Source organism: Paraburkholderia sartisoli (genome assembly GCF_900107685.1).
Classification (GTDB): domain Bacteria; phylum Pseudomonadota; class Gammaproteobacteria; order Burkholderiales; family Burkholderiaceae; genus Paraburkholderia; species Paraburkholderia sartisoli.
In genome coordinates, this window is the sequence record NZ_FNRQ01000001.1 from 642,044 (window position 1) to 667,893 (window position 25,850).

At 64.2% G+C, this 25,850-nt stretch carries 25 protein-coding genes and 2 tRNA genes; 16 read left to right on the plus strand and 11 right to left on the minus strand.

Annotation, left to right across the window (positions count from 1 at the left end; all coding sequences use genetic code 11):
- The first annotated feature begins 22 nt into the window (after positions 1-22).
- Entirely contained in the window at positions 23-748 is a 726-nt protein-coding gene (gene lolA, locus BLV45_RS02920) for an outer membrane lipoprotein chaperone LolA (RefSeq protein ID WP_090528717.1), read from the plus strand.
- Here lolA and BLV45_RS02925 read toward each other — a convergent pair.
- Positions 745-1,701: a LysR family transcriptional regulator gene (locus tag BLV45_RS02925; protein ID WP_090528720.1), complete on the minus strand. Its 957-nt coding sequence runs from the start codon at positions 1,699-1,701 to the stop codon at positions 745-747. The genes lolA and BLV45_RS02925 overlap by 4 nt on opposite strands.
- Before the next feature lie 198 nt (positions 1,702-1,899).
- Here BLV45_RS02925 and speB point away from each other — a divergent pair, with 198 nt between their 5' ends.
- Positions 1,900-2,898: an agmatinase gene (gene speB, locus BLV45_RS02930; protein WP_090528723.1), complete on the plus strand. Its 999-nt coding sequence runs from the start codon at positions 1,900-1,902 to the stop codon at positions 2,896-2,898.
- A 55-nt stretch (positions 2,899-2,953) separates the two neighbouring features.
- On the opposite strand, the gene cytX is transcribed toward speB, so the two are convergent.
- A complete protein-coding gene (cytX, locus tag BLV45_RS02935) occupies positions 2,954-4,270 on the minus strand; it encodes a putative hydroxymethylpyrimidine transporter CytX (protein WP_090528726.1) in 1,317 nt (438 codons plus the stop codon).
- 253 nt (positions 4,271-4,523) lie between these two features.
- Here cytX and BLV45_RS02940 point away from each other — a divergent pair, with 253 nt between their 5' ends.
- The 12 genes from BLV45_RS02940 (at position 4,524) to minE (ending at position 16,288) form a co-directional block, all read left to right on the plus strand.
- On the plus strand, positions 4,524-5,837 hold the full coding sequence (locus BLV45_RS02940) for a replication-associated recombination protein A (RefSeq protein WP_090528729.1): 1,314 nt from the start codon (positions 4,524-4,526) through the stop codon (positions 5,835-5,837).
- A gap of 90 nt (positions 5,838-5,927) precedes the next feature.
- The gene (gene serS, locus BLV45_RS02945) at positions 5,928-7,226 is read left to right on the plus strand and encodes a serine--tRNA ligase (protein ID WP_090528734.1); all 1,299 of its coding nucleotides are present in this window, start codon (positions 5,928-5,930) and stop codon (positions 7,224-7,226) included.
- A 149-nt stretch (positions 7,227-7,375) separates the two neighbouring features.
- Positions 7,376-7,466 (plus strand) — tRNA-Ser (locus tag BLV45_RS02950).
- 227 nt (positions 7,467-7,693) lie between these two features.
- The gene (locus tag BLV45_RS27385; protein ID WP_176954054.1) at positions 7,694-7,870 is read left to right on the plus strand and encodes a hypothetical protein; all 177 of its coding nucleotides are present in this window, start codon (positions 7,694-7,696) and stop codon (positions 7,868-7,870) included.
- Between the two features lies 1 nt (position 7,871).
- Entirely contained in the window at positions 7,872-8,258 is a 387-nt protein-coding gene (locus BLV45_RS02955; RefSeq protein WP_090528738.1) for a type II toxin-antitoxin system death-on-curing family toxin, read from the plus strand.
- A gap of 412 nt (positions 8,259-8,670) precedes the next feature.
- Complete coding sequence (locus BLV45_RS02960) at positions 8,671-11,025, plus strand: bifunctional diguanylate cyclase/phosphodiesterase (protein ID WP_090528740.1); 2,355 nt, start codon at positions 8,671-8,673, stop codon at positions 11,023-11,025.
- Between the two features lie 186 nt (positions 11,026-11,211).
- On the plus strand, positions 11,212-12,315 hold the full coding sequence (locus tag BLV45_RS02965) for a DUF2817 domain-containing protein (RefSeq protein ID WP_090528743.1): 1,104 nt from the start codon (positions 11,212-11,214) through the stop codon (positions 12,313-12,315).
- Between the two features lie 394 nt (positions 12,316-12,709).
- Positions 12,710-13,495 (plus strand): type I methionyl aminopeptidase, encoded by a 786-nt coding sequence (gene map / locus BLV45_RS02970; protein WP_090528746.1) that lies wholly within the window; start codon positions 12,710-12,712, stop codon positions 13,493-13,495.
- A 118-nt stretch (positions 13,496-13,613) separates the two neighbouring features.
- Positions 13,614-14,138 (plus strand): GNAT family N-acetyltransferase, encoded by a 525-nt coding sequence (locus BLV45_RS02975; protein ID WP_090528749.1) that lies wholly within the window; start codon positions 13,614-13,616, stop codon positions 14,136-14,138.
- Positions 14,139-14,299: 161 nt separating this feature from the next.
- On the plus strand, positions 14,300-15,100 hold the full coding sequence (gene minC / locus BLV45_RS02980; protein WP_090528752.1) for a septum site-determining protein MinC: 801 nt from the start codon (positions 14,300-14,302) through the stop codon (positions 15,098-15,100).
- Between the two features lie 103 nt (positions 15,101-15,203).
- Positions 15,204-16,019, plus strand: coding sequence for a septum site-determining protein MinD (minD, locus tag BLV45_RS02985; protein WP_090528755.1), 816 nt, complete (start codon positions 15,204-15,206; stop codon positions 16,017-16,019).
- Between the two features lie 14 nt (positions 16,020-16,033).
- Positions 16,034-16,288: a cell division topological specificity factor MinE gene (gene minE / locus BLV45_RS02990; RefSeq protein WP_090528758.1), complete on the plus strand. Its 255-nt coding sequence runs from the start codon at positions 16,034-16,036 to the stop codon at positions 16,286-16,288.
- A 98-nt stretch (positions 16,289-16,386) separates the two neighbouring features.
- On the opposite strand, the gene BLV45_RS02995 is transcribed toward minE, so the two are convergent.
- Positions 16,387-17,778, minus strand: a complete 1,392-nt coding sequence (locus BLV45_RS02995) for a chloride channel protein (RefSeq protein WP_090528761.1) — start codon at positions 17,776-17,778, stop codon at positions 16,387-16,389.
- Between the two features lie 245 nt (positions 17,779-18,023).
- On the opposite strand from BLV45_RS02995, the gene waaC reads away from it, so the two are divergent.
- Entirely contained in the window at positions 18,024-19,034 is a 1,011-nt protein-coding gene (waaC, locus tag BLV45_RS03000) for a lipopolysaccharide heptosyltransferase I (RefSeq protein WP_090528764.1), read from the plus strand.
- A 277-nt stretch (positions 19,035-19,311) separates the two neighbouring features.
- Positions 19,312-19,437: a hypothetical protein gene (locus BLV45_RS28035; protein WP_281246304.1), complete on the plus strand. Its 126-nt coding sequence runs from the start codon at positions 19,312-19,314 to the stop codon at positions 19,435-19,437.
- Positions 19,438-19,525: 88 nt separating this feature from the next.
- Here the strand turns inward: BLV45_RS28035 and BLV45_RS03005 are convergent, their stop codons facing one another.
- The 8 genes from BLV45_RS03005 to rph all read right to left on the minus strand — a co-directional run bounded on the left by BLV45_RS03005 (position 19,526) and on the right by rph (position 25,746).
- Positions 19,526-19,705 carry a hypothetical protein gene (locus BLV45_RS03005; protein ID WP_090528767.1) on the minus strand — a complete coding sequence of 60 codons (180 nt, stop codon included), beginning with the start codon at positions 19,703-19,705 and terminating at the stop codon, positions 19,526-19,528.
- A 234-nt stretch (positions 19,706-19,939) separates the two neighbouring features.
- Entirely contained in the window at positions 19,940-21,247 is a 1,308-nt protein-coding gene (locus BLV45_RS03010; protein WP_090528770.1) for an MFS transporter, read from the minus strand.
- 425 nt (positions 21,248-21,672) lie between these two features.
- The gene (locus tag BLV45_RS03015; protein WP_090528773.1) at positions 21,673-22,158 is read right to left on the minus strand and encodes an energy transducer TonB family protein; all 486 of its coding nucleotides are present in this window, start codon (positions 22,156-22,158) and stop codon (positions 21,673-21,675) included.
- A gap of 165 nt (positions 22,159-22,323) precedes the next feature.
- Positions 22,324-22,932 carry a type II toxin-antitoxin system PemK/MazF family toxin gene (locus tag BLV45_RS03020; RefSeq protein WP_090528776.1) on the minus strand — a complete coding sequence of 203 codons (609 nt, stop codon included), beginning with the start codon at positions 22,930-22,932 and terminating at the stop codon, positions 22,324-22,326.
- Between the two features lie 51 nt (positions 22,933-22,983).
- Positions 22,984-23,073 (minus strand) — tRNA-Ser (locus BLV45_RS03025).
- Positions 23,074-23,127: 54 nt separating this feature from the next.
- The gene (gene hemW, locus BLV45_RS03030; RefSeq protein WP_090528779.1) at positions 23,128-24,375 is read right to left on the minus strand and encodes a radical SAM family heme chaperone HemW; all 1,248 of its coding nucleotides are present in this window, start codon (positions 24,373-24,375) and stop codon (positions 23,128-23,130) included.
- Positions 24,372-25,013: an RdgB/HAM1 family non-canonical purine NTP pyrophosphatase gene (gene rdgB / locus BLV45_RS03035; RefSeq protein ID WP_090528782.1), complete on the minus strand. Its 642-nt coding sequence runs from the start codon at positions 25,011-25,013 to the stop codon at positions 24,372-24,374. The genes hemW and rdgB overlap by 4 nt, the downstream gene beginning before the upstream one ends.
- On the minus strand, positions 25,006-25,746 hold the full coding sequence (gene rph, locus BLV45_RS03040) for a ribonuclease PH (RefSeq protein WP_090528785.1): 741 nt from the start codon (positions 25,744-25,746) through the stop codon (positions 25,006-25,008). The genes rdgB and rph overlap by 8 nt, the downstream gene beginning before the upstream one ends.
- Positions 25,747-25,850: the final 104 nt, after the last annotated feature.

The window sequence follows — 25,850 nt, forward strand, 5'->3', positions numbered from 1 at the left end:
AATTCCTTCCATGGAGAAAGACATGCAGCAACAAGTCGGGCCGAATGCCCGTGTTTCCCGTTCCGCTTTGCTTCAGGCGACGCGTTCGCTGGCTCGCGTCGTGGGCGGTGTCGCGGTGGGCGCATCGATGCTGTTCGCGTCGCAGGCGTTTGCGAGCGGAACGGAGCAGTTGAAGGCGTTTGTGTCGCAGGTGCATGCGGCGCGCGGCACGTTCGTGCAGCGCGAAATAAAGGCGCCGAGTGCGGCGCAGGGTGCGAGCGGCGCGCTCCCGACGATGTCGAAGTCGGGTGGCACGTCGAGCGGCACGTTCCTGTTCGCGCGACCCGGCAAATTTATCTGGTCGTACGAGAAACCGTATGAGCAGGTGCTGCAGGCCGACGGCGACAAGCTTTACGTCTACGACAAGGACCTGAACCAGGTCACGGTGCGCACGCTGGGCGGCGCGCTCGGCGCGAGTCCGGCGGCGATCCTGTTCGGCAGCAACGATCTCGACAAGAACTTCACGCTGCGCGACGCGGGCGTGAAGGATGGCATCGACTGGCTCGAACTCACGCCGAAATCGAAGGACACGCAGTTTCAGCGCGTCGGCATCGGTTTTCGCGACGGCAATCTGGAAGCGATGGAACTGCACGACGTGTTCGGTAACGTCACGCTGCTGACGTTCTCGAATATCCAGAAGAATCCGCCGCTCACGCCGAACCAGTTCAAGTTCACCGTGCCGAAGGGCGCGGATGTGATCAACGGTTAAGCGTTTCCGTCCGTTTCATCCTTACCGCTTTCGCCGCTCTCACCGTTTTCCGTGGCCGGCGGATGGGCGGCCTTCATGTCGTCGATGAACGCCTCGACGATATCCGTACGGTGCTGCCGCGCGCGCGTGACCATCTGGAACGCGACGCGGTAGCGCATCGCCTGCGGATTCAGCGCGGCGAGCAAACCCGCCTTCAGATACGGCGCGGCATAGTGCTCCGGCAGATAGCCGAGATGGCAGCCGGAGAGCACGAGCATCGCGACCGCCTCCATGTTGTCGGCCACCGCCGTCACGTTCTGCGCCGCCGTCGAGCTTCCGGCTTCGGGTAGCGGATAGCTGCGCCACGCCCACGCGTGCTGCGCGGCTTCGGCCGGGTCGATGCCGCCGGCCCTCGCGAACAGCGGGTGATCCTTCGCGCAGTACGCGAGCTGGTCTTCGGCGAAGATTTCCGTGTATTCCAGCGACGGCACCCGGTGCCAGAAGTAGCCGATTCCCACCTGAATACGCTCGCTCAGCAGCAGTTCTTCCAGCTCGCCCGGCGAGCGCACGAAGATCGAGAACCGCACGGATTCGTCGCGCGCGCGAAAGCGGCGGATCGCCTCGCTGATCCGCGCGCTCGCCGACACCGGCGTGTGCCCGATCATGCCGATTCCCAGCGTGCCCACCAGCTTTCTTCCGACGTTGCGCGCCTGCATCCCGAACGTATCCATTGCCGAGAGCAAGGTGCGCGCGGCGTCGACGAACTGCTCGCCGCGCGCGGTCAGCGCGAAACCGCCGCGTCCGCGCTCGCACAGCCGGTAACCCAGACGTGTTTCGAGCGTGGCGAGCTGGGTGCTGATCGTCGACTGGCCGATGTTGAGGGTCGCCTGCGCGGCCGTCACGCCGCCGGCGTCGACGATTGCCAGAAACACGCGGATCAGCCGCAGATCGAGGTCGGTAAGTTGGGAGAACATGGCGTTGTGCGGTGTGGTGCGATGGGCCGGGATGGAAACATCGATACCAATGAATGTGAAGGTTATTCCATTCGCATTTCATCTTCGTTAAAAATGTACAAGAATGAGAATTCAAATGGGTTCCGGGTTGATCGGGATTACCCTATGTAAACCCGATCATCTCCGCACGATTTGCATCTCTTTCATGGGCGAGCCACGATGAAACCTTCAGCCTTCGTTTTCCCCGACGCCAACGCGGAGCATCCGCAACCGCTTTCGGGCAACCAGATGGCCCGCTGCGGCGGCATCACGACGATGATGCGGCTGCCGTATGTCGAATCGGCAGAGGGACTGGACGCGTGCTTCGTCGGCGTGCCGTTCGATCTCGGGACGTCGAACCGGACGGGCGCGCGTTTCGGCCCGCGCCAGATCCGCTCGGAATCGGTGCTGCTTCGCCCGTACAACATGGCGACGCGCGCGGCGCCGTTCGATTCGCTGCGCGTCGCGGATATCGGCGACGTGGCGATCAACCCGTACAACCTGCTCGACTCGATTGCGCGCATCGAGACTGCCTACGACGAGATCCTTCAGCACGGTGCGAAACCGGTCACGCTGGGCGGCGATCACACGATCGCGCTGCCGATCCTGCGCGCGATCCACCGCAAGTACGGCAAGGTCGGTCTGATTCACGTCGACGCCCACGCGGACGTCAACGACACGATGATGGGCGAGAAGATCGCCCACGGCACGCCGTTCCGTCGCGCGGTGGAAGAGGGGCTGCTGGATACCTCGCGCGTCGTGCAGATCGGCCTGCGCGGTACCGGCTACGCGGCGGAAGACTTCGACTGGTGCCGCGATCAGGGCTTCGAAGTCGTGCAGGCCGAAGCATGCTGGAACCAGTCGCTGGCGCCGCTGATGTCGCGCGTGCGCGAGCGGATGGGCGACGGCCCGGTGTACATCACGTTCGATATCGACGGTATCGATCCGGCGTTCGCGCCGGGCACGGGCACGCCGGAAATCGCGGGGCTGACGGTGCCGCAGGCGCTCGAGATCATCCGCGGCTCGCATGGGCTGAACATCGTCGGCTGCGATCTGGTGGAAGTGGCACCGCCGTACGATCCGTTCGGCACGACCGCGCTGCTCGGGGCAAATCTTGCATATGAATTGCTGTGCGTGCTGCCGGGCGTCGAGTATCGGCCCGCGACGCGCCACGCGTAAAAACTGGATGACCTGCGATGTGAATGGCCCGCGAATGTGAGCGGGCCATTTGCACTTACGCGTACGCTTCGCGTCGCGCGGACACGAACGCGAGATAACACAGCGCGCCGATTGCCAGCGCCGGCAGTGTTGCGCCGAGATTCGGCAGCCATTGATTGATCGCCTGATAGGCCGCGATGCCGATTGCCCACGCGATGAACGCGCTGACATGCCAGCCGCCCGAGAAACCATAACGCCCGCGCACGTCGCCGATCGCCGCCGCATCGATACGACGCTTGCGGACGATGAAGTGATCCACCAGCACCACGCCGAAGAGCGGCGCGAACACCGAGCCGATCAGCAGCAGGAAGTTCTGGTACTTCGCCATCGGCACAGCCAGCGCGATCAGCGTGCAGACCGCGCCGAACGAAGCCGAAAGCAGTGGCACGCTCATGCGCGTCCAGAACGTGCCGGTCGACACGGCCGCCGAGTGAATATCGGCAAACGCGTTGTCGATTTCATCGATGAGGATCAGCAGCAGCGCGAGGCCGCCACCGGCCTGCGCGAGCGCCGTGGTCAGGAGCGCATCGCCACCGCCGGCAGCAAGGCCATAGATCGCGCCGAGTGCGTAGAACCAGATATTCGCGATGCCGTAGCCGAGCAGCGTGCCGCGAAACGTCTCGCCCGCGCGACGGCCAAAGCGCGTGTAATCCGCGATCAGCGGCAACCATGAAAGGGGCATCGCAACCACCAGATCGATCGCGCCGCCGAACGGCATCTCACCCGTGCCGGGACGCTGCATCAGCGCGGCGAGATCGTGTTTCGCGAGCAGATTCCACGTGAGCCACAGCGCGCCCGCCAGCAGGAGCCAGATGCCCCAGGTGCGCAGGAAACGCCGCACGAACGATAGCGGCCCGCTGATCGCGAGCAGCGTGGCCAGCACGCCGAAGATCACCGTCCAGGCGAGCGGCATCGAAAGGCCGAACGACTGTCTGGCAAGCGCATCGGCGGAATCGCGCATCACGATGATTTCGAACGAGCCCCAGCCGACGAGCTGCACCGCGTTGAGCACGGCCGGCACCGAGGCGCCGCGCACGCCCAGCGTGGGCCGCAGCGACGACATGGCCGCGAGCCCCGTATCCGTGCCGATCACGCCAGCCAGCGCCAGCAGCACGACGCCAATCACGCTGCCGATGACGATCGCGGCCAGCGCGTGCGGCAGCGACAGGCCAGGCACGAGCAGCGCGCCCGCCTGCGCGACCAGCAGGCCGATGCCGAGCGAGAACCACAGGGCGAACGCGTCGCCGGTGCGGAACGCGCGCCGCGAATCGGGCACCGGTGTAAGCGGAGCGTAAGTAGAGCCGGCTTCGCCGGAGACTGGATCGTTTGCCATCTAAAGGTGTCCCTGTGTGTTGCTAATTTATCTTGATGCGACTGGGCAACGTGCGCGCCCCGGTTCACAAGCGCACGACCGCATGACCACATTGTGCCGCGCACGGGCCGCGCCGTGACCCTGGCCGGATGGCTAACGTCGCGTGCGCGCATCTCGCCGCGGTCTGCCGGCTGTCATAATGCAGGACCGTGCAGGGCATACCGCCCGTGCATGCGCCTTGCTGTACCGAATGCGAGATTATCCACAAAACGCCATGTTTGAAGAAACCCGTGCCAACGTGCCACTCGCCGAGCGGCTGCGCCCCCGCACTGTCGACGAAGTGATCGGACAGAAGCACCTGCTGGGTCCGAACAAGCCGCTGCGTGTCGCATTCGAATCGGGCGAGGCGCATTCGATGATCCTCTGGGGCCCGCCCGGCGTCGGCAAAACCACGCTCGCGCGCCTCATGGCCGACGCGTTTCATGCGGAATTCATCGCGTTGTCGGCGGTGCTGTCGGGCGTGAAGGATATCCGCGAGGCCGTCGAAACCGCGCAGGTCCATCGTGCGCGCGGCCATCAGACGCTCGTGTTCGTCGACGAGGTTCATCGTTTCAACAAGAGCCAGCAGGATGCGTTTCTTCCGCACGTCGAGTCGGGGCTGTTCGTGTTCGTCGGCGCAACCACCGAGAACCCCTCGTTCGAGGTGAACAGTGCATTGCTGTCCCGGGCCGCTGTGTACGTGCTGAAAAGTCTGGACGACGACGAGCAGCGCGAACTGCTCGATCGCGCGCAGAAAGAACTCGGCGGCCTCACGTTCACGGACGAAGCGCGCGATGCGCTGATCGGCTCCGCCGACGGCGACGGTCGCAAGCTGCTGAACAACATGGAAATCATCGCGCGGGCCGCCGCGCAGCAGAAGACGTCGGAGATCGACGGCGCGTTGCTCGGCAGCGCGCTCACCGAGAACCTGCGCCGCTTCGACAAGGGCGGCGATGCGTTTTACGACCAGATCAGCGCGCTGCATAAATCCGTGCGCGGCAGCAATCCGGACGGCGCGCTGTACTGGTTCTGCCGCATGCTCGACGGCGGCGCGGACGCGCGTTATCTCGCGCGGCGCATCGTGCGCATGGCGTGGGAGGACATCGGTCTTGCCGATCCGCGCGCCGCGCGCATCGCGCTCGACGCCGCCGAGACCTATGAGCGTCTCGGCACGCCGGAGGGTGAACTCGCGCTCGCGCAGGCGATCATCTATCTTGCGGTCGCACCGAAGTCGAACGCGGGCTATATGGCGTACAACGAGGCGCGCCGGTTCGTCGGCAAGGACCAGTCGCGGGGCGTGCCGGTTCACCTGCGCAACGCGCCGACGAAGCTGATGAAAGAGCTTGGCTATGGTCACGACTATCGCTACGCGCACGATGAGCCCGACGCGTACGCGGCGGGCGAAACCTATCTTCCTGATGGCATGCGCGAGCCACACTGGTATGAACCGACGCCGCGTGGTCTCGAAGGCAAGATCGCCGACAAGATGAACCGCCTGCGTGAACTCGATGCGCAATGGCGCAGCGAGAACCGGCAGAAGAAAGACTGACGCCGCGCACAACGCCGCGCCGCGCGGCTGATCCGCCGGCCGGTTGCGCTAAAATCGCACCTTCACACAACGAATACCCGCCCCAATCCCATGCTCGACATCCAGCTGCTGCGCAAAGACCTCGACGGCGTCGCGAAACGCCTCGCCGACCGCGGCTATATCCTCGACGTGGCGGCGTTCTCCGCACTCGAAGCAGAACGCCGCGCCATCCAGACCCGTACCGAAGACCTGCAGGCCCGTCGTAACAGCCTGTCGAAGCAGATCGGCGGCATGAAGGGGCGTGGCGAGGATACGTCGGCCGTGATGGCCGAAGTGGGCGGTCTGGGCGACGGGATGAAGGCGTCGGCGGCGCAGCTGGAAGATATCCAGAAGCGTCTGTCGGATCTGCTGCTGGGCGTGCCGAACCTGCCGCACGAAAGCGTGCCGGCCGGACGGGACGAGACGGACAACGTCGAGGTGCGCCGCTGGGGCACGCCGCGCCAGTTCGATTTCGAGGTGAAGGATCACGTCGATGTCGGCACGCCGCTCGGTCTCGATTTCGAAACGGGCGCGAAACTGTCGGGTGCGCGGTTCACGCTGCTGCGCGGACAGATCGCGCGTCTGCATCGCGCGCTCGCGCAGTTCATGATCGACACGCACACGCAGCATCACGGCTACACCGAGGTGTACACGCCGTACATCGTCAATCCGGAAATCCTGTACGGCACCGGCCAGCTGCCGAAATTCGCCGACGACATGTTCCGCGTCGAGAAGGGCGGTGGTGAGAACACGGTCACGCAGTACCTGATTTCGACGTCGGAGATTTCGCTGACGAACACGGTGCGCGACAGCATTCTCGATGAGGCGGCGCTACCCGTTAAGCTCACCGCGCATTCGCCCTGTTTCCGCTCGGAAGCCGGATCGTACGGCCGCGACACGCGTGGCCTGATTCGCCAGCATCAGTTCGACAAGGTCGAGATGGTGCAGATCGTCGCGCCGGAAACGTCGTATGACGCGCTGGAGCAGATGGTCGTGCACGCTGAAACAATCCTGCAGAAGCTCGAGTTGCCGTATCGCGTGATCACGCTGTGTACGGGCGACATGGGTTTTTCCGCGACGAAGACCTACGACCTCGAAGTGTGGGTGCCGGCGCAGAACACGTATCGGGAGATTTCGAGCTGCTCGAACACCGAAGCGTTCCAGGCGCGTCGCATGCAGGCGCGTTATCGCAACGCGCAGGGCAAGCCGGAACTCGTGCATACGCTGAATGGCTCCGGCCTCGCGGTTGGCCGCACGCTGGTTGCGGTACTCGAAAACTTCCAGAACGCGGATGGCTCGGTGACGGTGCCGGTGGCGCTGCGTCCGTATCTGGGCGGAATTGAACGCCTGGAAGTCCCTGCGGCCGCCTGAGCGGAGGGCGGATCGCTTCGGGCCTCTACGTGTTTTTACAGAAAGGGGCTTGGAAAGCGTTTTCAACTGTTCTATAATCTTCGCTTCCCCAAGCAGCGACCCGCTTGAGGATTGACGCAGAAGCGAACAAGCGGAGCGTCAACAATGCCGGAAAGGTGGCAGAGTGGTCGAATGCGCCGGACTCGAAATCCGGTGTACAGTTTTGCTGTACCGTGGGTTCGAATCCCACCCTTTCCGCCAGAACATCATGAAAACAGGCCCTTCGGGGCCTGTTTTCGTTTCTACCCGCCAAAGAATCCACCCGACACTAAAGACTCAATGGCTGCGCTGTCGAGTGTGGTGGGTGGCGGCAGTTTTTCCTGGCTTATTTGACAAATGCTATGATTGCTGCTGACGCCAGACCGCGAGCTGATGCATACTTTAAGCCGTTGATTTGCATGCATATTTCGCGAAAACCGGGAGCAATCATGACCACTGCCAAGAGGAAGGAACTGTACGGGGTAGAACTCAAGCCCCGAACGATCATCCGTCCTAAGACTGAAGTGAAGGCCGCGACACAAGCTCAAAAGAGTGACATCTTGCGCGCTGCCCGGAAGGTCATCTCCGAGCATCGAGACGTGCTGACTGCGTTGAAGGATCGTTGATTTGCTGGATCTTGACTACGTCATTACCATCCATGATGAAATCCTGCGGGACTTCGGTGGCCTTACCGGGTTTGCTCATGGAGGTCGTGGCGGAGTCGAAGCAGCGCTCCATCGTGTTGCCAATCATGCGCACTACGCCGGTCTGGATGATGTTTTCGGGATCGCCGCGACGTATGCAGAGGCTATAGCTCGCGGACACGTATTCAACGATGCGAATAAACGCACGGATCTCACATGCGCTCTCACCTACCTGGAAGAGCAGGGAGTTTTCATTCCCCGACTGGCTGCACTTGAAGATCTAATGGTCGATGTCGCTGATGGAAAAGTGAATACAGAGGAACTCGCTGAGTACTTTAGCGCCATTTGGGAATTATCGAAGCCGCAGTAACCTTCCGTCTCATACAAGATCGCGTTGAAGCGATCTTGTATTTCTAGTGTTTCACCAATGTCCACATCTGGGTGCAGGCATCCGTATGCACTTGCATGTACCCCGGGGAGTAAGTGCTCGACGCATTTCTCCGGGCATCCTCGTTGCATCGCATAGCCAGCGTTGTGGTGCGTCCCGTCGTGGGACTGGTTCTGGATCGGGACGTCCTCAAGTGGCCTTGCGCGAAAACGTCGGCGCTCTTCTGGATGCCCTATTGGGTGCGAACGGAGGCGAGCCGCGAGCAGACAGCACCACCCACTGCGCCGTGCCATCCAGCGCCGTCACGCCTCACGGGCTTACCCGCTCAACCCTGGCGATTTTTTGCCGTTAACCATTGGCAGAGTGACCGAAGCCGGCCTGATATCTCATCGATATGCTTTCCTCCACCACGCGACAGATTACTGATGCCGGCTTTCGTCGCCGGTTTCATCTGCGTTCGCTGGAACATCAGCGTCCGCTATCCGCGATCACGATGGCGTTTGCCGTCGTGGCGTATCTGTCGTTTGTCGCGATGCGTAGTGCCGTCGACGCTCCGGCGGTCGGGTTGCAGTACCGGCTCGCCTGCGGACTGTGTCTCGCGCTGCTCGCCATGGCGATGTCGCGCGCGAAGACCACGTGGGTTTTTGGCGCCGTCAGCGTTGCGTACACGCTGATGTTGCATGCCGGCATCGGGCTCAACATCGTCGGTCTCGCGTCGCCACTGCTGTGGGCGCTCCCCGCGATGGTGATGGTCGTGATGGGTGCCGCGCCGCTGTGGCTGACGCCCACGCAATTTCTTTTCGGCACCGTCGCGTTTTATGCGAGCGGGCTGCCGGTTCTGCTGAACGTGCATGGAGCGCACGACGGGGTGTATTTCGTTTGCTGGTCGTGGGTCGCGATCAGCTTCCTGTCGGCGGCGGTCTTGCACGGCTGCTTCTACTGGCTCCGACGCAATCACTTCCTGCTCGAAGACCAGCTCGTGCAGCTCGCTGCCACCGATCCGCTGACCGGTCTGCAAAACCGTCGCGCGTTCAGGCAAGGCGCGGAGAAGCTGCTGTCGACGCCCGACGAAAGCGCAACATTTAGCGCGATCTTCGTCGATATCGACTACTTCAAGTCGTTGAACGACCGCTTCGGTCACTCGGTCGGCGACCAGATGCTCCATGAAGTCGCGCAGATCCTGAAAGCGCAGACCAGCGCGGACGACAACGTCAGCCGCATCGGTGGCGAAGAGTTCGCGTTGCTGCGGCCCGGCGGATTGCGCGGCGCGCTCGGGTTCGCCGAGACGCTGCGCGTCGCGATCTCGGGCATCGCGCGCCCCGACGGCGCGTTGACGGCAAGTTTTGGCGTCGCGGAATATCGCGCGGGCGAAGGCATCATGTCGCTGCTCGATCGCGCCGACGAGGCGCTGCTGCGTGCCAAGTATTCGGGCCGCAATCGCGTGTGCGCCGAACGGGCCGCGGCGGATGACGCCGCGCGGCTCAAGGCGATTCAGTCGCCGGGCAGCGACGCGCTCGCACGTGGGGCTTCGTCGCGTGAACCGCTCCGTCAGCCGTGGGACGACCACTATCTGACGTCGCATTTCCAGCCGCTCTACAGTCTTTCGCATCAGAAGCAGGTTGGCTTCGAGGCGCTGCTGCGCGGCGAGCGCGACGACGGCTCGGTCATCGCGCCGGCCATCCTGTTCGCACCCAGACCGTTCACCAGCGAGAGCGACCTGGACCGGGTGAGTCACGCGCTGCATCTTGCCAACGCCGCACGCGTGATTCCCGACGACGCGTGGGTGTTCCTCAACATCCTGCCTGTTTCGTTTGTCGCGGAAGGCTACGCGGATCAACTCGCGGACATCGCGCGCTCGGCCGGACTTGGTCCGGAGCGCGTCGTGCTGGAGTTGCTGGAGTCGCACGGCGGCAGCGTCGACGATCTGTCACGCGCGGCGGCGCAGTACCGCGAACACGGTTTCCTGATCGCGGTCGACGATTTCGGCGCCGGGCACTCGAATCTGGACCGCCTCTTTCAGATCCGCCCGGACCTCGTGAAGCTCGATGGCGAACTGATCCGCGCGACGAGCCCCGGCGCGCGGCAGCCCATCCTGCCGAAACTGGTTTCGCTGCTGCATCAGGCGGGCATGCTGGTCGTCGTCGAAGGCGTGGAGACGACGGACGAACTGATTCTCGCCGTCGAATCGAACGTGGACTTCGCGCAGGGCTATCTGCTCGGCCGGCCCGCCACGACGATCACGCCACCGGAGCCGGTGAACCGCCGCATCGATCACGCGTTCGACGTGATCGCCGAAGGCCGTGCGCATCAGCACGCGCGGTTCGAATCGGAGCTTCATCCATATCGCCTTGCGCTCGATCTTGCGGCGCAGGCGTACTCGGGCGGCGTGCCGCTCGAAGAAGCATTCGCGCCGCTCGCGACGCTCGAACTGTGCATCAGCTGTTTCATTCTCGACGAAAGCGGCCGTCAGGTCGGGCTCGAGGTGAACGGCATGGCGTCGGCGAAAGCGGGCGATTCGCTGCAACCGGTCGCGAATCCGCGCGATGCGCGGTGGGATCATCGGCCGTACTTCAGGAACGCGGTGCTGCGCCCGGGCGTGCCGGTGACGAGCAGCCCGTATCTCTCGCTCGCGAGCGGCCGGCCGTGCATCGCCGTGACCATCGCGGTGCCGACGGAGCAGGGGCGCTGCGTCGTGGGCGTCGAACTGGACTGGTCGCTCGAACGGCTGCCCTGGCCGGCGGTGGACTAGCGGCGGTAGTGACGCTGGACCCCCGGCGGTCGACGGATATCAGCCACTAAAGCCAGCCATCATCCGGCGAGCGCGAAGTCCGGCACCTCACAACGCGCTGGCAACGCACAGCGCCCTCCACAAAGGCTCGCTTTCATACGCCGCGCGCGGCATCATTTCGTTTTCGCCTACGTTTCGGGACGTGCCATGACCTCCGCTTTCATCGAATCCCCGTGTTACGAAGACCAGCGCCAGCGGTTTGTGCAGGCGGTCGCCGACGCGGGCGGCGAACACTTCGACTATCCGCATCCGCTAAAGGGGCCGCGCGGCGAAGCGCTCGCCACCGACGTCGCGGTGCTCGGCGATCGCAACGCGCCGAATCGTCTCGTCGCGATTTCGGGCACGCACGGCATCGAGGGCTATTACGGCTCGGAATGCCAGATCCGTCTGCTGCACGATCTGCGCGGACGCGACCTGCCGAAGGACGTGTCGGTGGTGCTCGTGCATCTCGTCAATCCGTGGGGCACGGCGTGGATGCGCCGCGTGAACGAGGACAACGTCGACGTGAACCGCAACTACGTCAGCTTCGACGGCCCGCTGCCGGCCAACGCCGCGTACGAAACGCTGCATGAAATCTATCTGGCGAGAGACCTCGACGGCCCGGGCCGCCGCGCCGCGGACGAGCTGTTCGCCACGCACGCGCGCAATCTCGGCCACACGCCGATGATGAACATCGTCGAAGCCGGGCAGTATGTGCATGGCAACGGGTTGTTCTTCGGCGGCAAGTCGGCCACGTGGACCAACCGCACCGTGCGCGCGATCATGGCCGACCACGTCGCGGGCGCCCGCACGGCGATGAGCTTCGACCTGCACACGGGCGCGGGTCCGTTCGGCTATCCGCTGCTGATGACGATCGCGGAGCGCAGCTACCCCGCGCACGCGACCGCGCAATCGGTCTACGGCCCGTGGCTGCACACGATCATCACGGCCGCCGACGCCACGTCCGACACCGGCGTCGCGGCGACCGCGACGGGCTACACGTCGCAGGCGCTGCTCGACCAGCTGCACGACGTGAACCTGATGCAGTTCGTCATCGAGTGCGGGACCTACGATGGGCACGTCGGTCATACGATCCTGCGCGACGACCACTGGCTGCATCTGCACGGCGATCCGCTCGACGCAACCGGCCGCCGGATCAAGGCGGCGATGCTCGAACATTTTTATCCCGCCGACGCGGACTGGCGCGAACTCACCGGACTGCGCACGCAGCAGGTATGGCGGCGCGCGCTGGAGAAGCTCGCGCAGATGTAGGCGCGCGGTGAGTGCCGTACGAGCGCCGTTCAGGCGCCGCGGTTGGTGCGAATCGCGTTTGAAAAAAGGGAACCTCAGGCGCCTTTATGTCACGCGTGTCAGGGTAGATGCGTGAAAGTCCGGTTGATTCCGTTGCGCGCGCACAGTAAATAAATACTCTGGATACCTGATTGAATGCGCGTTTGTCAGGTGTAACGCGTGCTACACGATGCTTCGCAACGCAGCCGCACCGGATGCGAAATGCGCATCATCTGTACAATTGTCCGATCGACAACCTGGGCAGCGGCGTTTTCAGGTCAGGTCTGCCGGTTGCGACGGCGCCGCGAGCGCGGCGCGACGCGCAGGTTCATGACGTACACGCTGTCCTGCATTGAACGGAACACGCGCACACGATATGGCCATCACTTACAAGACTCCCGACGACATCGCCCGGCTGCGCATTTCAGGCCGTCTCGCGGCGGATGTGCTCGCGATGATTGGCGAACACGTGAAAGCCGGCGTGTCGACGGATCACCTCGACGCGCTGTGCAACGACTTCATCGTCAACACGCTGAAGGTCATCCCCGCCAATATCGGCTACATGGGTTTTCCGAAGACGGTCTGCACGTCGGTCAATTCGGTCGTGTGCCACGGCATTCCAGACCGCGGCGAAGTGCTGAAAGACGGCGACATCGTCAACATCGACGTCGCCATCATCAAGGACGGCTATTTCGGCGACACGAGCCGCATGTACTGCGTGGGCGAGCCGAGCCCGGTCGCGCGCGAGCTGATCGACACCACCTATGAAGCGATGATCGCGGGTATTCGTCAGGTGAAGCCGGGCGCGACGCTCGGCGACGTCGGCCATGCGATCCAGCAGACCGCGCAGCGCAAGGGCTTCTCGATCGTGCGCGACTACTGCGGCCATGGCATCGGCAAGGTCTATCACGAAGATCCACAGGTGCTGCACTACGGTCAGCCGGGGCAGGGCACGCGCCTGAAGCCCGGCATGGTGTTCACGATCGAGCCGATGGTCAACGCGGGCCGCGCCGGCACCACCGTCATGCGCGACGGCTGGACCGTGGTCACGAAGGACCGCTCGCTGTCGGCGCAATGGGAGCACATGATCGCCGTCACCGACGATGGGTTCGAACTGCTGACGCCCTGGCCGGACGGCACGGGCGCTTACGAGGCGCCCTGAACCGCCCCGCGTGCCTGGATTTGCGCGACTCGCCGCACACGTCGTGAAAATAAGGATTTGACTCGCGCGCCGGTTCGGTTAAAGCTACGCGTTAGCGCTTCAAGGGGTTTTCGTCTGCATGAGTCCGTCACTGACCGTTCGCCGTATTGCTGTCGACCAGGGCGCCGTTTTCCGCGAGCTTCGCACCGCGTCGCTGCGCGAGGCGCCTTACGCATTTGGCGAAACGCTCGAAGATGCGCTCCTCGCCGACGCCACCTCGTTCGATGCCACCGCGGCTCGCCACGCAGGCTCGGAGGAGGCCACTTCGTTTATCCTCTATACGGAAGGCCATCCGGCCGGTCTGATCGGCGCGTGTTTCGAGGAATCGGCGCTGCATCGCGCGTTCGTGAGCGAGCTGTGGGTGGCGCCCGCCGTACGGCATCTGCGCGGCGGCGAGCTGCTCGTGAACACCGCGAGCGAATGGCTCTCGAGCCAGGGCGCGCGGGAAATCTACGCGTGGGTGGCCGACGCGAACCGCACCGCGATGCGCTTTTACGAGCGCCTCGGCTTCGGTCCGACCGGCGAGCATATCCGCACCGGCGACGCGTGGGAAACCCTGCTGGTGCGTCACGTGGCGCCGGCAACGGAGCCCCCGGCGCCATGATGTGTCCGGTGGTGCTGCCGGGCGCCGCCGTTCAGGCTTCATCCCCGTCGCTGCGGCGTTCGCTGCATCTTTTTTTCTCCCGTCTCGCGTCCTTTATCGCCAAAAAACCTGGCTGTGTGCGTGGACGCCTGTAAAATACGCAAAATTTTTTACCGAACGCCATGCCGCCCAGGAAATCGCCTTTTTTTGAATTGCGCAGTGGTTCTGTCGACACGCTGCTGTTCGTGGTCAAGACAACCGACCTCGACGCAATCCGTGCCGAGCTGACCCGGCGCTTCGAGGCGACCCCGGAATTCTTCGCCAACGACACCGTCGCGATCGACGTGCGCCGGCTTGCCGCCGGGGAAAGCGTGCCGCTCGCCGACATCGCGCAGCTGCTCGACAGCGTGCGCATGCGCCCCGTCGGCATCGTCGCCGATGCGGCGCAGCAGACGTGGGCGAGCGAGTCTGGCTTGCCGTTCCTCGAAGCACGCGACCGTCGCGGTGCCGCTCCGAAGGGCGACAGCGAAGCATCGGGCGAAGCCGGAAGCGATGCGCAGGCGGCGCCTGGCGCAGTAGAAACGTCGGCCGAGGCGACGGCGACGTCCGCCACGCAACCCGCCGAGCCGGTGCGCGTGGCGACCTCGGCGCAAACGCTCGTGATCGAAAAGCCGTTGCGTTCGGGCCAGCGGATTTACGCGAAGGGCGATCTCGTCGTGCTGGGCCTCGTGAGCTACGGCGCGGAGGTGATCGCGGAAGGCAACATCCATATCTATGCGCCGCTGCGCGGCCGGGCACTCGCCGGCGTGCAGGGCAATCACGACGCGCGCATTTTCTGCACGTGTCTCGAGCCGGAACTCATCTCGATCGCGGGCATCTACCGGACGACCGAGAACCCGCTCCCCGCGGATGTGCTGGGCAAGCCGGTGCAGATCCGGCTCGACGAAGAAAAGCTGATGATCGAACCGCTGCGGCTCACCTGACGGGCAGGCGCGCGCGCCGTGTTTTCATCGCGCGCTGCCGGCCGGGCTGCTGCCGGACTTGCACAAGAATCTGAACGAATTTGACGGACACAAGGTAAGGGTTATGGCAAAAATCATTGTGGTGACTTCGGGCAAGGGTGGTGTGGGCAAGACGACCACGAGCGCGAGTTTTGCATCTGCCCTCGCGCTGCGCGGCAGCAAGACGGTCGTGATCGACTTCGACGTCGGCCTGCGTAACCTCGACCTGATCATGGGGTGCGAGCGCCGCGTGGTGTACGACCTCATCAACGTGATCCAGGGTGAGGCGAACCTGAACCAGGCGCTCATCAAGGACAAGAAGTGCGAGAGCCTGTTCATCCTGCCCGCCTCGCAGACCCGCGACAAGGACGCGCTCACGATGGAAGGCGTCGAGAAGATCATCAACGATCTGATCGCGATGGACTTCGAATACATCATCTGCGATTCGCCGGCGGGTATCGAATCGGGCGCGCTGCTCGCGATGCACTTCGCCGACGAGGCGCTGATCGTGACGAACCCGGAAGTGTCGTCGGTGCGCGACTCGGACCGCATTCTCGGCATGCTGTCGTCGAAGACGAAGCGCGCCATCGAAGGCAAGGAGCCGATCAAGGAACATCTGCTCATCACCCGCTACAACCCGAAGCGCGTGAGCGAAGGCGAAATGCTGTCGCTCACCGACATCCAGGAAATCCTGCGCATCGACCTGATCGGCGTGATTCCGGAATCGGAAGCCGTGCTGCATGCGTCGAACCAGGGGCTGCCGGCGGTACACCTCGACGGTACCGACGTGGCGGAAGCCTATAAAGACGTGGTGTCGCGTTTCCTCGGCGAACAGAAGTCGCTTCGCTTTACCGATTACCAGAAGCCGGGCCTGCTGCAGCGCCTCTTCGGCACCAAGTAAGGGGAGCGCACGTCATGTCGATTCTCACGTTTTTGCTGGGCGAGAAAAAGCGATCCGCTTCGGTCGCGAAAGAGCGCCTGCAGCTGATCATCGCGCACGAGCGCGCCGGGGGCCATGCGCCCGCGGATTATCTGCCGGCGTTGCAGCGCGAGCTCGTCGCGGTCATCTCGAAGTACGTCAAGATTTCCGACGACGATATCCGCGTGAGCCTCGAGCGTCAGGACGACCTCGAAGTGCTCGAAGTGAAGATCGAAATTCCCCAGGCTTGATCGCAGGATAAAAGGCGGGCCTGTTTTCCGGCCTCGCTGGCATGCTGGTTCTGTGGCGCTGCGCGCGTTCCGTTTCACCGGGCGGCGCGTGGCGCCGGTCATGGACGCGGGGTGTCGGCTGACTGCTCGCCTGGTTCGTCCTCGATGACCGCTTCGGGTACTTCAGGGACGGGCGCGGGCGCCGCTTGCCGCAGTGGCGCCATATAGCGTTGCGCGAGCGTCTCGTAGAGCGGCGGCGCGAAGACGCGCGATACGCGGCTCGAGATCAGCGCCGTCGCCATCAGTGAGATCACCAGTGCGTGGCCGTTGATCATTTCCATCACGATGACGAAAGCCGTGATCGGCGATTGCGTGACCGCGGCCAGATAGCCGACCATCGCAAGCGCGATCAGCATCTGCAGTTCCATGCTGCCGAACACCATGTGCAGCACGTTGCCGAAGCCCGCGCCGATCGACAGCGAAGGCGCGAAGATGCCGCCGGGAATGCCCGGCAGATACGAGCCGACCATCGAGACCATCTTCAGCAGCGGATAGAACACCGACAGGTTGACGGTGCCGTCCAGCAGGCCGCGTGCCTCGGCGTAACCGCTGCCGAACGTCGTGCCACCCGAAATCAGCCCGATCACCGCGATCAGGAGCCCGCATACCGCGGCAAACGCGACCGGCCATTCGCCGTGCAGCGTGCGCAGCGGCGCGGGAATCCAGCGCCCGGTATTGAGCAGCAGCCAGCAGAAAACGCCGCCCGCGATGCCGGTCACGACGGCGGTCAGCGCCACGGCGACCGCGAGCAGATTCGGGAAATGCGCGCCAATCTGGATCGTGCCGAAATACGTGTAGTTGCCGTTCAGGCCGAGCGCAATCACACCGGCGATGATGATCGCCGTGATCAGCACGCCGCTCGCGCGCGCCTCGAAGCTGCGGGTGAGCTCCTCGATCGCGAAGACGATTCCGGCGAGCGGCGTATTGAACGCTGCCGACAGACCCGCCGCCGCGCCGGCCAGCACGAGTTGCCGTTCGATGTGCCGGTTCGAGCGCGGGTAGAAGCGCCGCAGGTTGAACATGAGCGCCGCGCCAACCTGGACGGTCGGCCCTTCGCGGCCGATCGTGAAGCCGCCGAGAATCGCCAGGAATGACACGGCGATCTTGCCAAGCAGAATCGGGACGGTGAGCAGCCGCGAGCCGGTTTCGCCAGTATTCGTGTGCAGGGTGGCGATGACCTGCGGGATGCCGCTGCCCTCGGCGCCACGAAAGAACTGGCGTGTGAGCCACACGGACAGCGCGGCCACAGCCGGCGTGACGAGGAGCGGCAGCCACACGTGCCGGTGCTGCATCGTGTTGAATGCGGCGTAACCCCAGTCGATGAGCCGCGCGTAAAGCACCGCGACGAGACCCACCGCGATCGCGCCGAGCCAGAAGATGCCGAACTGGCGCCACAGGCGCCTCGTGCGCCGCACGACGGTTGAAGCCAGGGGAGGGAGTGCCTGGAGCATGGCGGTTTGTCGACGCAAAGTCTGGATTATAGCGGCGCATCGTTGGCGCGGAATGAGCAGACCGCGTATCGTCGCGCCATCTGCGCGCATCTGGAGCATCCCCGCGGCTGCGACTGGTAATGGCTCGTTACAGCGAGCCTGTCGCAACATTCGGCATTGCGGGCGCAACTTCCGTAGAATGCACGTTTCACACAGGGAAACAGAGCTGAAATGGATCGATCCCCGATAAAAGTGGCAAATTGACCATGAAGCGCATCCTGATCGTCAAGGTCACCTCGCTCGGCGACATCATCGAGGCACAACCCGTGGTAGCGGACATCAAACGGGCTTTTCCGGGCGTCAAGGTCGACTGGGCCGCCGACGAGATGTTCGCCGACGTGGCTCGCTGGAATACCGGTATCGACCGCGTGCTGTGCGCGCCGTTGCGACGCTTCAAGAAGGCCCGCAGCCTCGCGGATTTCCGCTCGATCGCCGCTTCGATCGCCGAGCTGCGCGCCGAGCGTTACGACGTCGTGATCGACATCCACGGCGTCTACAAGAGCGCCATCATCGCGTTTCTGACGCGCTCGTCACGCCGTCTCGGCTACCGGTCGCAGGACCTCGGCGAGCGGGGTGCCGCGTTCGCCTATACGGGCCGCCTCGCGCCGCGCGCCGAAGTCAACGCGTGGCATGGCATGCGCATCAGCGTGGGCGATGCGCTCGGTTTTCAGGTCGAGGGGCCGCCGGTTTTCAATCTGCAGGTGCCGGGTGCATCCAGTTCGCCCGTGTCGACGATCGGGAGCGCACCGGTCGCCATGCTGTTTCATGCCACATCCAAGGACGACAAAAAGCTGCCCGCGACGCACTGGGCTGCGATTGCACGCAACCTGATCGAACGCGGATACGCGATCGAGTTGCCGTGGGGGTCTCCGGCCGAGCGCGTCGAAGCGGGCGCGATTGCCGCGCTCGTGCCCGAGGCATCGCTGCTGCCGCCGATGGACGTCACCGAAATCGCGCGGATGATCGACCGGGCTGCGCTCGTCGTCGGTGTCGATACCGGTTTCGTGCATCTCGCACATGCGCTGCAAAAGCGCGCCGTCATGATTTTTGTGGCGACCTCGCGGGAGCACTTCGGCATCGAAGCGGCGTTCCGTTCGATCTCCATCGGCGATGGACGGGGCGTGCCGCCCGTCGATGAAGTGTTGCGCGCCCTCGAATACGTGCATACCGAACCGGGCGCAGCCGCGGCCGGCGACACCACCGTGGCGGCGGCCTGAGACGCGCCGGCGCGGCACTAAAATCCAGCGGCAATCCTGCCGGAAATCGCCACGATCATTACACGCCTGTTAAAACTGTCGCGCTTTCGCGGGCACGACGTGGGGGCTGCGCCCGCGCAGCCCCGCTGGCGCCAGGTTCGTGCCTTTCACTGCGCCAGCGCGTGTAACACCGCACTAACCTCCCCTTACAAATTGCAACGGTCTCGCGGGGCGCCGTCGTGTTCAATCGAGTCATTCGGGATCGCTCGAATACCTGCTGACTCATTGGGAGAACACTGTGAAACGCTTGACGCTGACCTTGATCGCGAGTGCATTCCTCGCCGCTGCACTGGGCGGATGCATTGTCGTGCCGGCGCCTGGCTACTACGGCGGCGGCTATCACCACGGCGGTTACTACCGGTGACGGGACGCGTCGACGTACGCAGTTGTGCGCCGTCGATGCGAGTGGGAGGAAGTCGCGCATCTGCCCCGGCAGATTGCGCGGCTTTTTTTCAGGCCAGCAGCATTTCGAATGCGATGACCGCTGTGATGGCTGCCAGGTTCGCCGCGATGGCTTCGAGGACCAGACCTTTCCAGGTCGCCGGCTTGAAGCGGACCGCGAGCAGTAGCGCGCCGAGCAGCGCAAGGGCAATGATCATCACGACGTCTGCGTTGTGCAGGTGAATGTTCATCGTCGACTCCTGTGGGCATCATCGCCTGGACGTCATGGCCGGTGCGCGCAGATGAACCGGCGGGACATGGCGTCTTGATCCGTACGCTTTCGAACAGCGCTTCCGGTTCAGTATAAGCAGGCCAGAAACCCGTGCAAGTCAGGGAAAGCGCGACCTGATCCGGTGGGTTTGCCCATGCACGATCGCAGGGCCCGACGTTCCTTTCAAACGTGAACGATGAACCCTGCGCCCTGCTTACATCAACTGCGTGTGACGCGTCTCGCGCATGCACAGCACGCCGACGAGACTGACCACGGCCGCGCACGACACGTACGCGCCGACCCACGTCAGCCCGCCATGTGCGGCGAGCACCTGGGCGATGTACGGCGCCACCGAGGCCCCAAGAATGCCGCCCAGGTTGTACGAGACGCCCGCGCCGGTGTAACGCACGTTGGTCGGAAACAGTTCCGGCAGCAGCGCGCCCATCGGCGCGAACGTGACGCCCATCAGGAACAGTTCGATGATCAGGAACAGCAGCACGAGCGGCGTCGAGCCGCTGCCGAGCAGCGGCGCCATCGCGAAGCCGGACACGATCGCCGCGAGGATGCCGGCGATCAGCACCGGCTTGCGTCCGAAGCGGTCGGCGGCCCACGCGGAAAGCGGCGTGGCGAGCGCCATGAACACGACCGCGATGCACAGCATGCCGAGGAACGTCTGGCGGGGAATGTGCAGCGTCGAGACGCCGTACGACAGCGAGAACGTCGTCGCGTTGTAGAAGAGCGTGTAGCACACCACCATCGCGAGCGCGCCGAGGATCGTCGGGCGCCAGTGTTGCGAGATGAGCGTCGCGACCGGCACGCGCACGCGTTCCTCGCGATCGATTGCCGCCTGGAAGGCCGGCGTTTCCGCGATCTTCAGCCGCACGTAGAGGCCGATCGCGACCAGCACCGCGCTCACGAGGAACGGCACGCGCCAGCCCCAGCTGCGGAACTGCTCGTCGGACAGCGACAGCGCAAGGCCGAAGAACAGCCCGTTCGAAGCGAGAAAGCCGATCGACGGGCCGAGTTGCGGGAACATGCCGAACCAGCCGCGTTTGCCGGGCGGCGCGTTTTCGGTGGCGAGCAGCGCCGCGCCGCCCCATTCGCCGCCAAGGCCGATCCCTTGCCCGAAGCGCAGGACACACAGCAGGATCGGCGCGAGGCTGCCGATCGAATCGTAGCCGGGCACGAAGCCGATGAGCGTCGTCGACAGACCCATCACGAGCAGCGATGCAACGAGCGTCGACTTGCGCCCGATGCGGTCACCGAAGTGGCCGAACAGGAACGAGCCGATCGGCCGCGCGACGAACGCGATGCCGAACGTGACGAACGCCGACAGCGCCTGCGCCGTTGCCGAACTGTGCGGGAAGAACACCGGGCCGATGACGAGCGCGGCGGCCGTCGCATAGACGTAGAAATCGTAGAACTCGATCGCGGTGCCGATGAAGCTCGCGAAGATCACCCGCGAGGTGCTGTTCTTTCCGGCCACATCAGGCGGAGTCGCGGAAAGCGGTGAGGTGGACATGCAGGGTCTCCAGTTGAGTTGTCGCGACCCGGTCCCGTGTGCGGAACACATTCCGCGCATCGACAGCGCGGAGCCGGGCTGGGTCTTTGTGTGAAATCAGTGCGGGCTGCGGGCGCGGGGCACGCGGTTCTCGCACGGCCCGTTGCGCAATGTCCGCAATGTTGCGCATGCAACGATACAGCAGCTTGCCTCGCCGGTGCGCGCCAGCACATGCGATGGCTGGACATCCGGCGATGCGGTCCGGGCGCGCGCGAGTTGCGCGGCGACGCCACGGTGAGGCTTTCCGGCGCACGCGGATGAGCGCGCGGCGAAAGCGGCGCCGGAGCGCTCCGGCAGGGAGTATCGAAAAATTATAACGAGCAGGGGCGTCGCGCGGCAACCGGATGCGGCAAGCCGGCTGAACGGCGCGGAATCAACCGGTCGTTTCAGTCGATCGTTTGTGCCTGCGGCGATGCGAAGGTGCGCAACTGGAATTTGCCGTCGTCGTTGAAGAGCCAGTCTTCCATCAGCTCGAGATGGCCGCGCGTGTCGAGCAGTTTTGCCGGCGGCTGTGGCAGCGGCGATGCGCGGCGCAGCGTCGCGAGCGCGGTGCTTTCCGCTTCGTCATCGCCGTTCGTGCGATAGACCGATTCACCGACGAGCTGGCCATCCCGATCGACGGTAAACGAAACGACGACGAGCGAACGCAGCATCGCCTGCGGCGTGCCGCGCAGCACATACGACGGATTGCGCTCGATGATGCGTCTCGCGACGCTCGCGCGATACTGGTCGAGCGCGACGCTGTTGATGGCGGCAGGCGGCACATGTACCGTCGGCCGTTGCGGCGGCGTGAACGTGCAGGCGGCGGTGATGGCAAGAACGTTCCATGCGGCGATGCGGACGAATGGCATGAGCCGGGAACGACGGTGCATCCAGTGGCGCGTGCGGATGGGCATCGCAGGATGAAGCGCGAACGCTTGAGAGCAGGATGTATTTTTATCCTAGCGTATATGCAGGGGTTTTCAATCGGTGGAAGAACGGGGTGTGCGGGGGCGAACGGAAAGGGCGCGACGTGGGAACGTGCGGGAACTGCCAGATCACAGGCTTAAATACGCACGCATACATGCATCGATTGCGGTTAGATCGCCATTGCCCAGAATGACTTCAACGTACCGGCGACCACTATTGCGTGACTTGATGTAGGGCTTATTGAGTCTTTCGAAACCCACGGTGGAGAGCATGTCGCACTTCGCCCACATGGTCGCTTCGGTCTTCCAGCCAGGCACCACTACATGCGGTAGAGCGTGATGCCACGCCTTGACGGGCGCCGGCGATGTCGTTGAGAGAGGGACCACTGTGCAGAGCCGACGACTGTGGCTGCTTTTTTGAGACACTACGATCACAGGCCGCTTCTTGATCATTTCCGGTTCTCGAAAACCGGTGTTGAAGTCGCAGACCAGAATTTCCCCTCGGCTGGGGAAGTAAGGCAGTGTCATAGGGGCAAGAAAAAGCCCCCATATGGGGGCTTCAAGAATCGACGCCCGGGCTAGCTTGGAATCGCTTATCCGGGCCGCTGGTGCGACGTTTAACGCGCCAGACTCAAGCCGGCTTTCGCCGGAAACGCTTTCAGTATGGCACGAATATCCGCGTCTGCCAACGGTTGGCAACACGGTTGGCGAGGCGGTAGTGGCGTCTGATTCCTTCATGGACCACAAACGAAATACGGGCCCCGAAGGGCCCGCATTTCATTGACGATCTGGCGGAGGCGGTGAGATTCGAACTCACGGAAGGATCACTCCTTCGCCGGTTTTCAAGACCGGTGCCTTAAACCGCTCGGCCACACCTCCAGGCCGCGAATTGTAACCCGAAACCGGCTCGCGACGACCACCCCGCGCTGGCGATCAGCGCCCGTCCTTCAGAAACAGCGCCTGCAGATCATTGAGGAAGTTCTGTCCGCGCACGGTCGGCGCGATCTTCTCGTGATCGCGCACGATGAGGCCGCGTTTCTCGGCTTCCTGCAGTGCCGGTTCGATCGATGTCATCGAAAGTCCGGTGCGCTCGACGAAGCGGTACACCGGAAAACCCTCCACCAGGCGCAGCGCGTTCAGCATGAATTCGAACGGCAGGTCGCGCGGACCGACTTCGTTTTCTTCCTGCACCGGCGCGCCGGCTTTCGCCTGTTCGATGAACGTAGCGGGATGCTTGTAGCGCGCCTGACGCAGAACCCGGTTCGGAAACGACAGCTTCGTGTGCGCGCCCGCGCCGATGCCGAGATAGTCGCCGAAACGCCAGTAGTTCAGGTTGTGTTTGCTCTGCCGATGCGGCTTCGCGTAGGCCGACACTTCGTAGCGCTCGTAACCCGCGGCCGCCGTGTACTCGTGAATCCAGTCCTGCATGTCGGCCGACTGGTCGTCGTCGGGCAGCGGCGGCGGAAACTTCGCGAACAGCGTGTTTGGCTCGAGCGTCAGGTGGTACAGCGACAGATGCGGCGGCGCGAACGACAGCGCCGTTTCGATGTCCGCCTGGCATTCGGCGAGCGTCTGCCGCGGCAGCCCGAACATCAGGTCGAGGTTGAAGTTGTCGAACGTGGCTGCGGCGACTTCCACCGCGCGGCGCGCCTGCGTCGCATCGTGAATCCGGCCGAGCGCCTTCAGATGCGCTTCGTTGAAACTCTGGATGCCGACCGACAGACGGTTCACGCCGCTCGCGTGGAACTGCGCGAACTTCGCGGCTTCGAACGTGCCGGGGTTCGCCTCGAGCGTGATCTCGGCGTCCGCGTCGAGCGGCAGCAGCGCGCGCACGTCCGACAGCAGCCGGTCGAGCCCGGCCGCCGACAGCAGGCTCGGCGTGCCGCCGCCGATGAACACCGTATGCACCTGGCGCCCCCAGACAAGCGGCAACGCCAGTTCGAGGTCGGTGCGCAACGCGTCGAGATATTCGTTCTCCGGGAACGTGTCGCCTTTCCATTCGTGCGAGTTGAAATCGCAATATGGACACTTGCGCACGCACCACGGGAAATGCACGTACAGCGAGAGCGGCGGCAACGACGTCAGACGGATGCCGCCCGGCGCCGTGAACGCCTTGATGACGCTGACACCGATTTCGCTAATGCCGCCGCCGCCACCGCCTGAACTGGACGCCGCGCTCATGCCGCCTCCGACAGACGCGCCAGCAGATGTTGCAACGCAATCGCGCGATGGCTCGTCGCGTTTTTGACCGCCGGCTCGAGTTCCGCCGCGGTCGAACCCAGCGTCGGTAAAAAGAAGTATGGGTCGTAACCGAAGCCGTTCGCACCACGCGGCGCGTCGAGCACTTCGCCATGCCAGCGGCCTTCGGCGATGAGCGGCTCCGGATCGTCGGCGTGACGCACGAGCGCGAGCACACAGTAGTAGTAGGCGCGCCGGTCGCTTTCAGCCGCCAGCTGTTCGACGAGGTACGCGTTGTTCGCCGCATCGCTTTTCTCGCCGCCCGCGCGCTGCGCGTAGCGCGCCGAATACACGCCCGGCGCGCCGCGCAGCGCGACGACGCACAGACCGGAATCGTCGGCGAGCGCGGGCAGGCCGGTGAGTTTTGCTGCGTGCCGGGCTTTCGTGAGCGCGTTTTCGACGAACGTCGGATGCGGTTCTTCGGCTTCCGGCACGTTCAGGCGGCCTTGCGGAATCAGCTCGATGCCGGCGGTTTCGAACAGCGCGGCGAATTCGCGCAGCTTGCCCGCATTGTTCGACGCGAGCACGACCTGCTTCAGCGACGAAGCGATCGTGCCGGCGCCTGTTTCCCGATCATTCACCCTTCAACCCCAGCGCTTCTTTCTGCTTCGCGATCAGCGTTTCGATGCCGCTTTGCGCGAGATCGAGCAGCGCGTTCATTTCATCGCGCGAAAACGGCACGCCCTCGGCGGTGCCCTGGATCTCGACGAAGCCGCCGTCGCCCGTCATCACGACGTTCATGTCGGTGTCGCATTGCGAATCTTCGTCGTAGTCGAGGTCGAGCACCGGCAGGCCGTCGAATACGCCGACGGAAATCGCCGCGACGTAATCCGTGATCGGCGACGTTTCGATGCGGCCCGTGGCGAGCAGTTTCGCGACGGCGTCATGCGCGGCGACGAACGCGCCGGTGATACTCGCCGTGCGCGTGCCGCCGTCGGCCTGGATCACGTCGCAATCGATGTGCAGCGTGCGCGCGCCGAGCTTCTCCAGATCGAACACCGAGCGTAGCGCGCGGCCGATCAGGCGCTGGATTTCCTGTGTGCGGCCCGTCTGCTTGCCGCGGGCGGCTTCGCGGTCGCTGCGCGTGTGCGTCGCGCGCGGCAGCATGCCGTATTCGGCGGTGAGCCAGCCCTGGCCGCGGTCGCGCAGGAAGCCCGGCACGCTTTCGGCGATGCTCGCAGTGCAGATCACCTTGGTGTCGCCGAATTCGACCAGCACGGAGCCTTCCGCATGCTTCGTGTAATGACGCGTGATGCGCACGTCGCGCAGCTGGCCGGCGGGGCGGCCGCTGGGACGTTTCGTGGAGTTTGTCATGGTCGGGAGCCGGGGAAAGGAATCGAGGAAGGGAAACCGCGATTTTACCGCCGATCGGTGCGGCGGGCCCGCGCGCGCCGGTGGTGCATGGGCGAGGCGTCGGC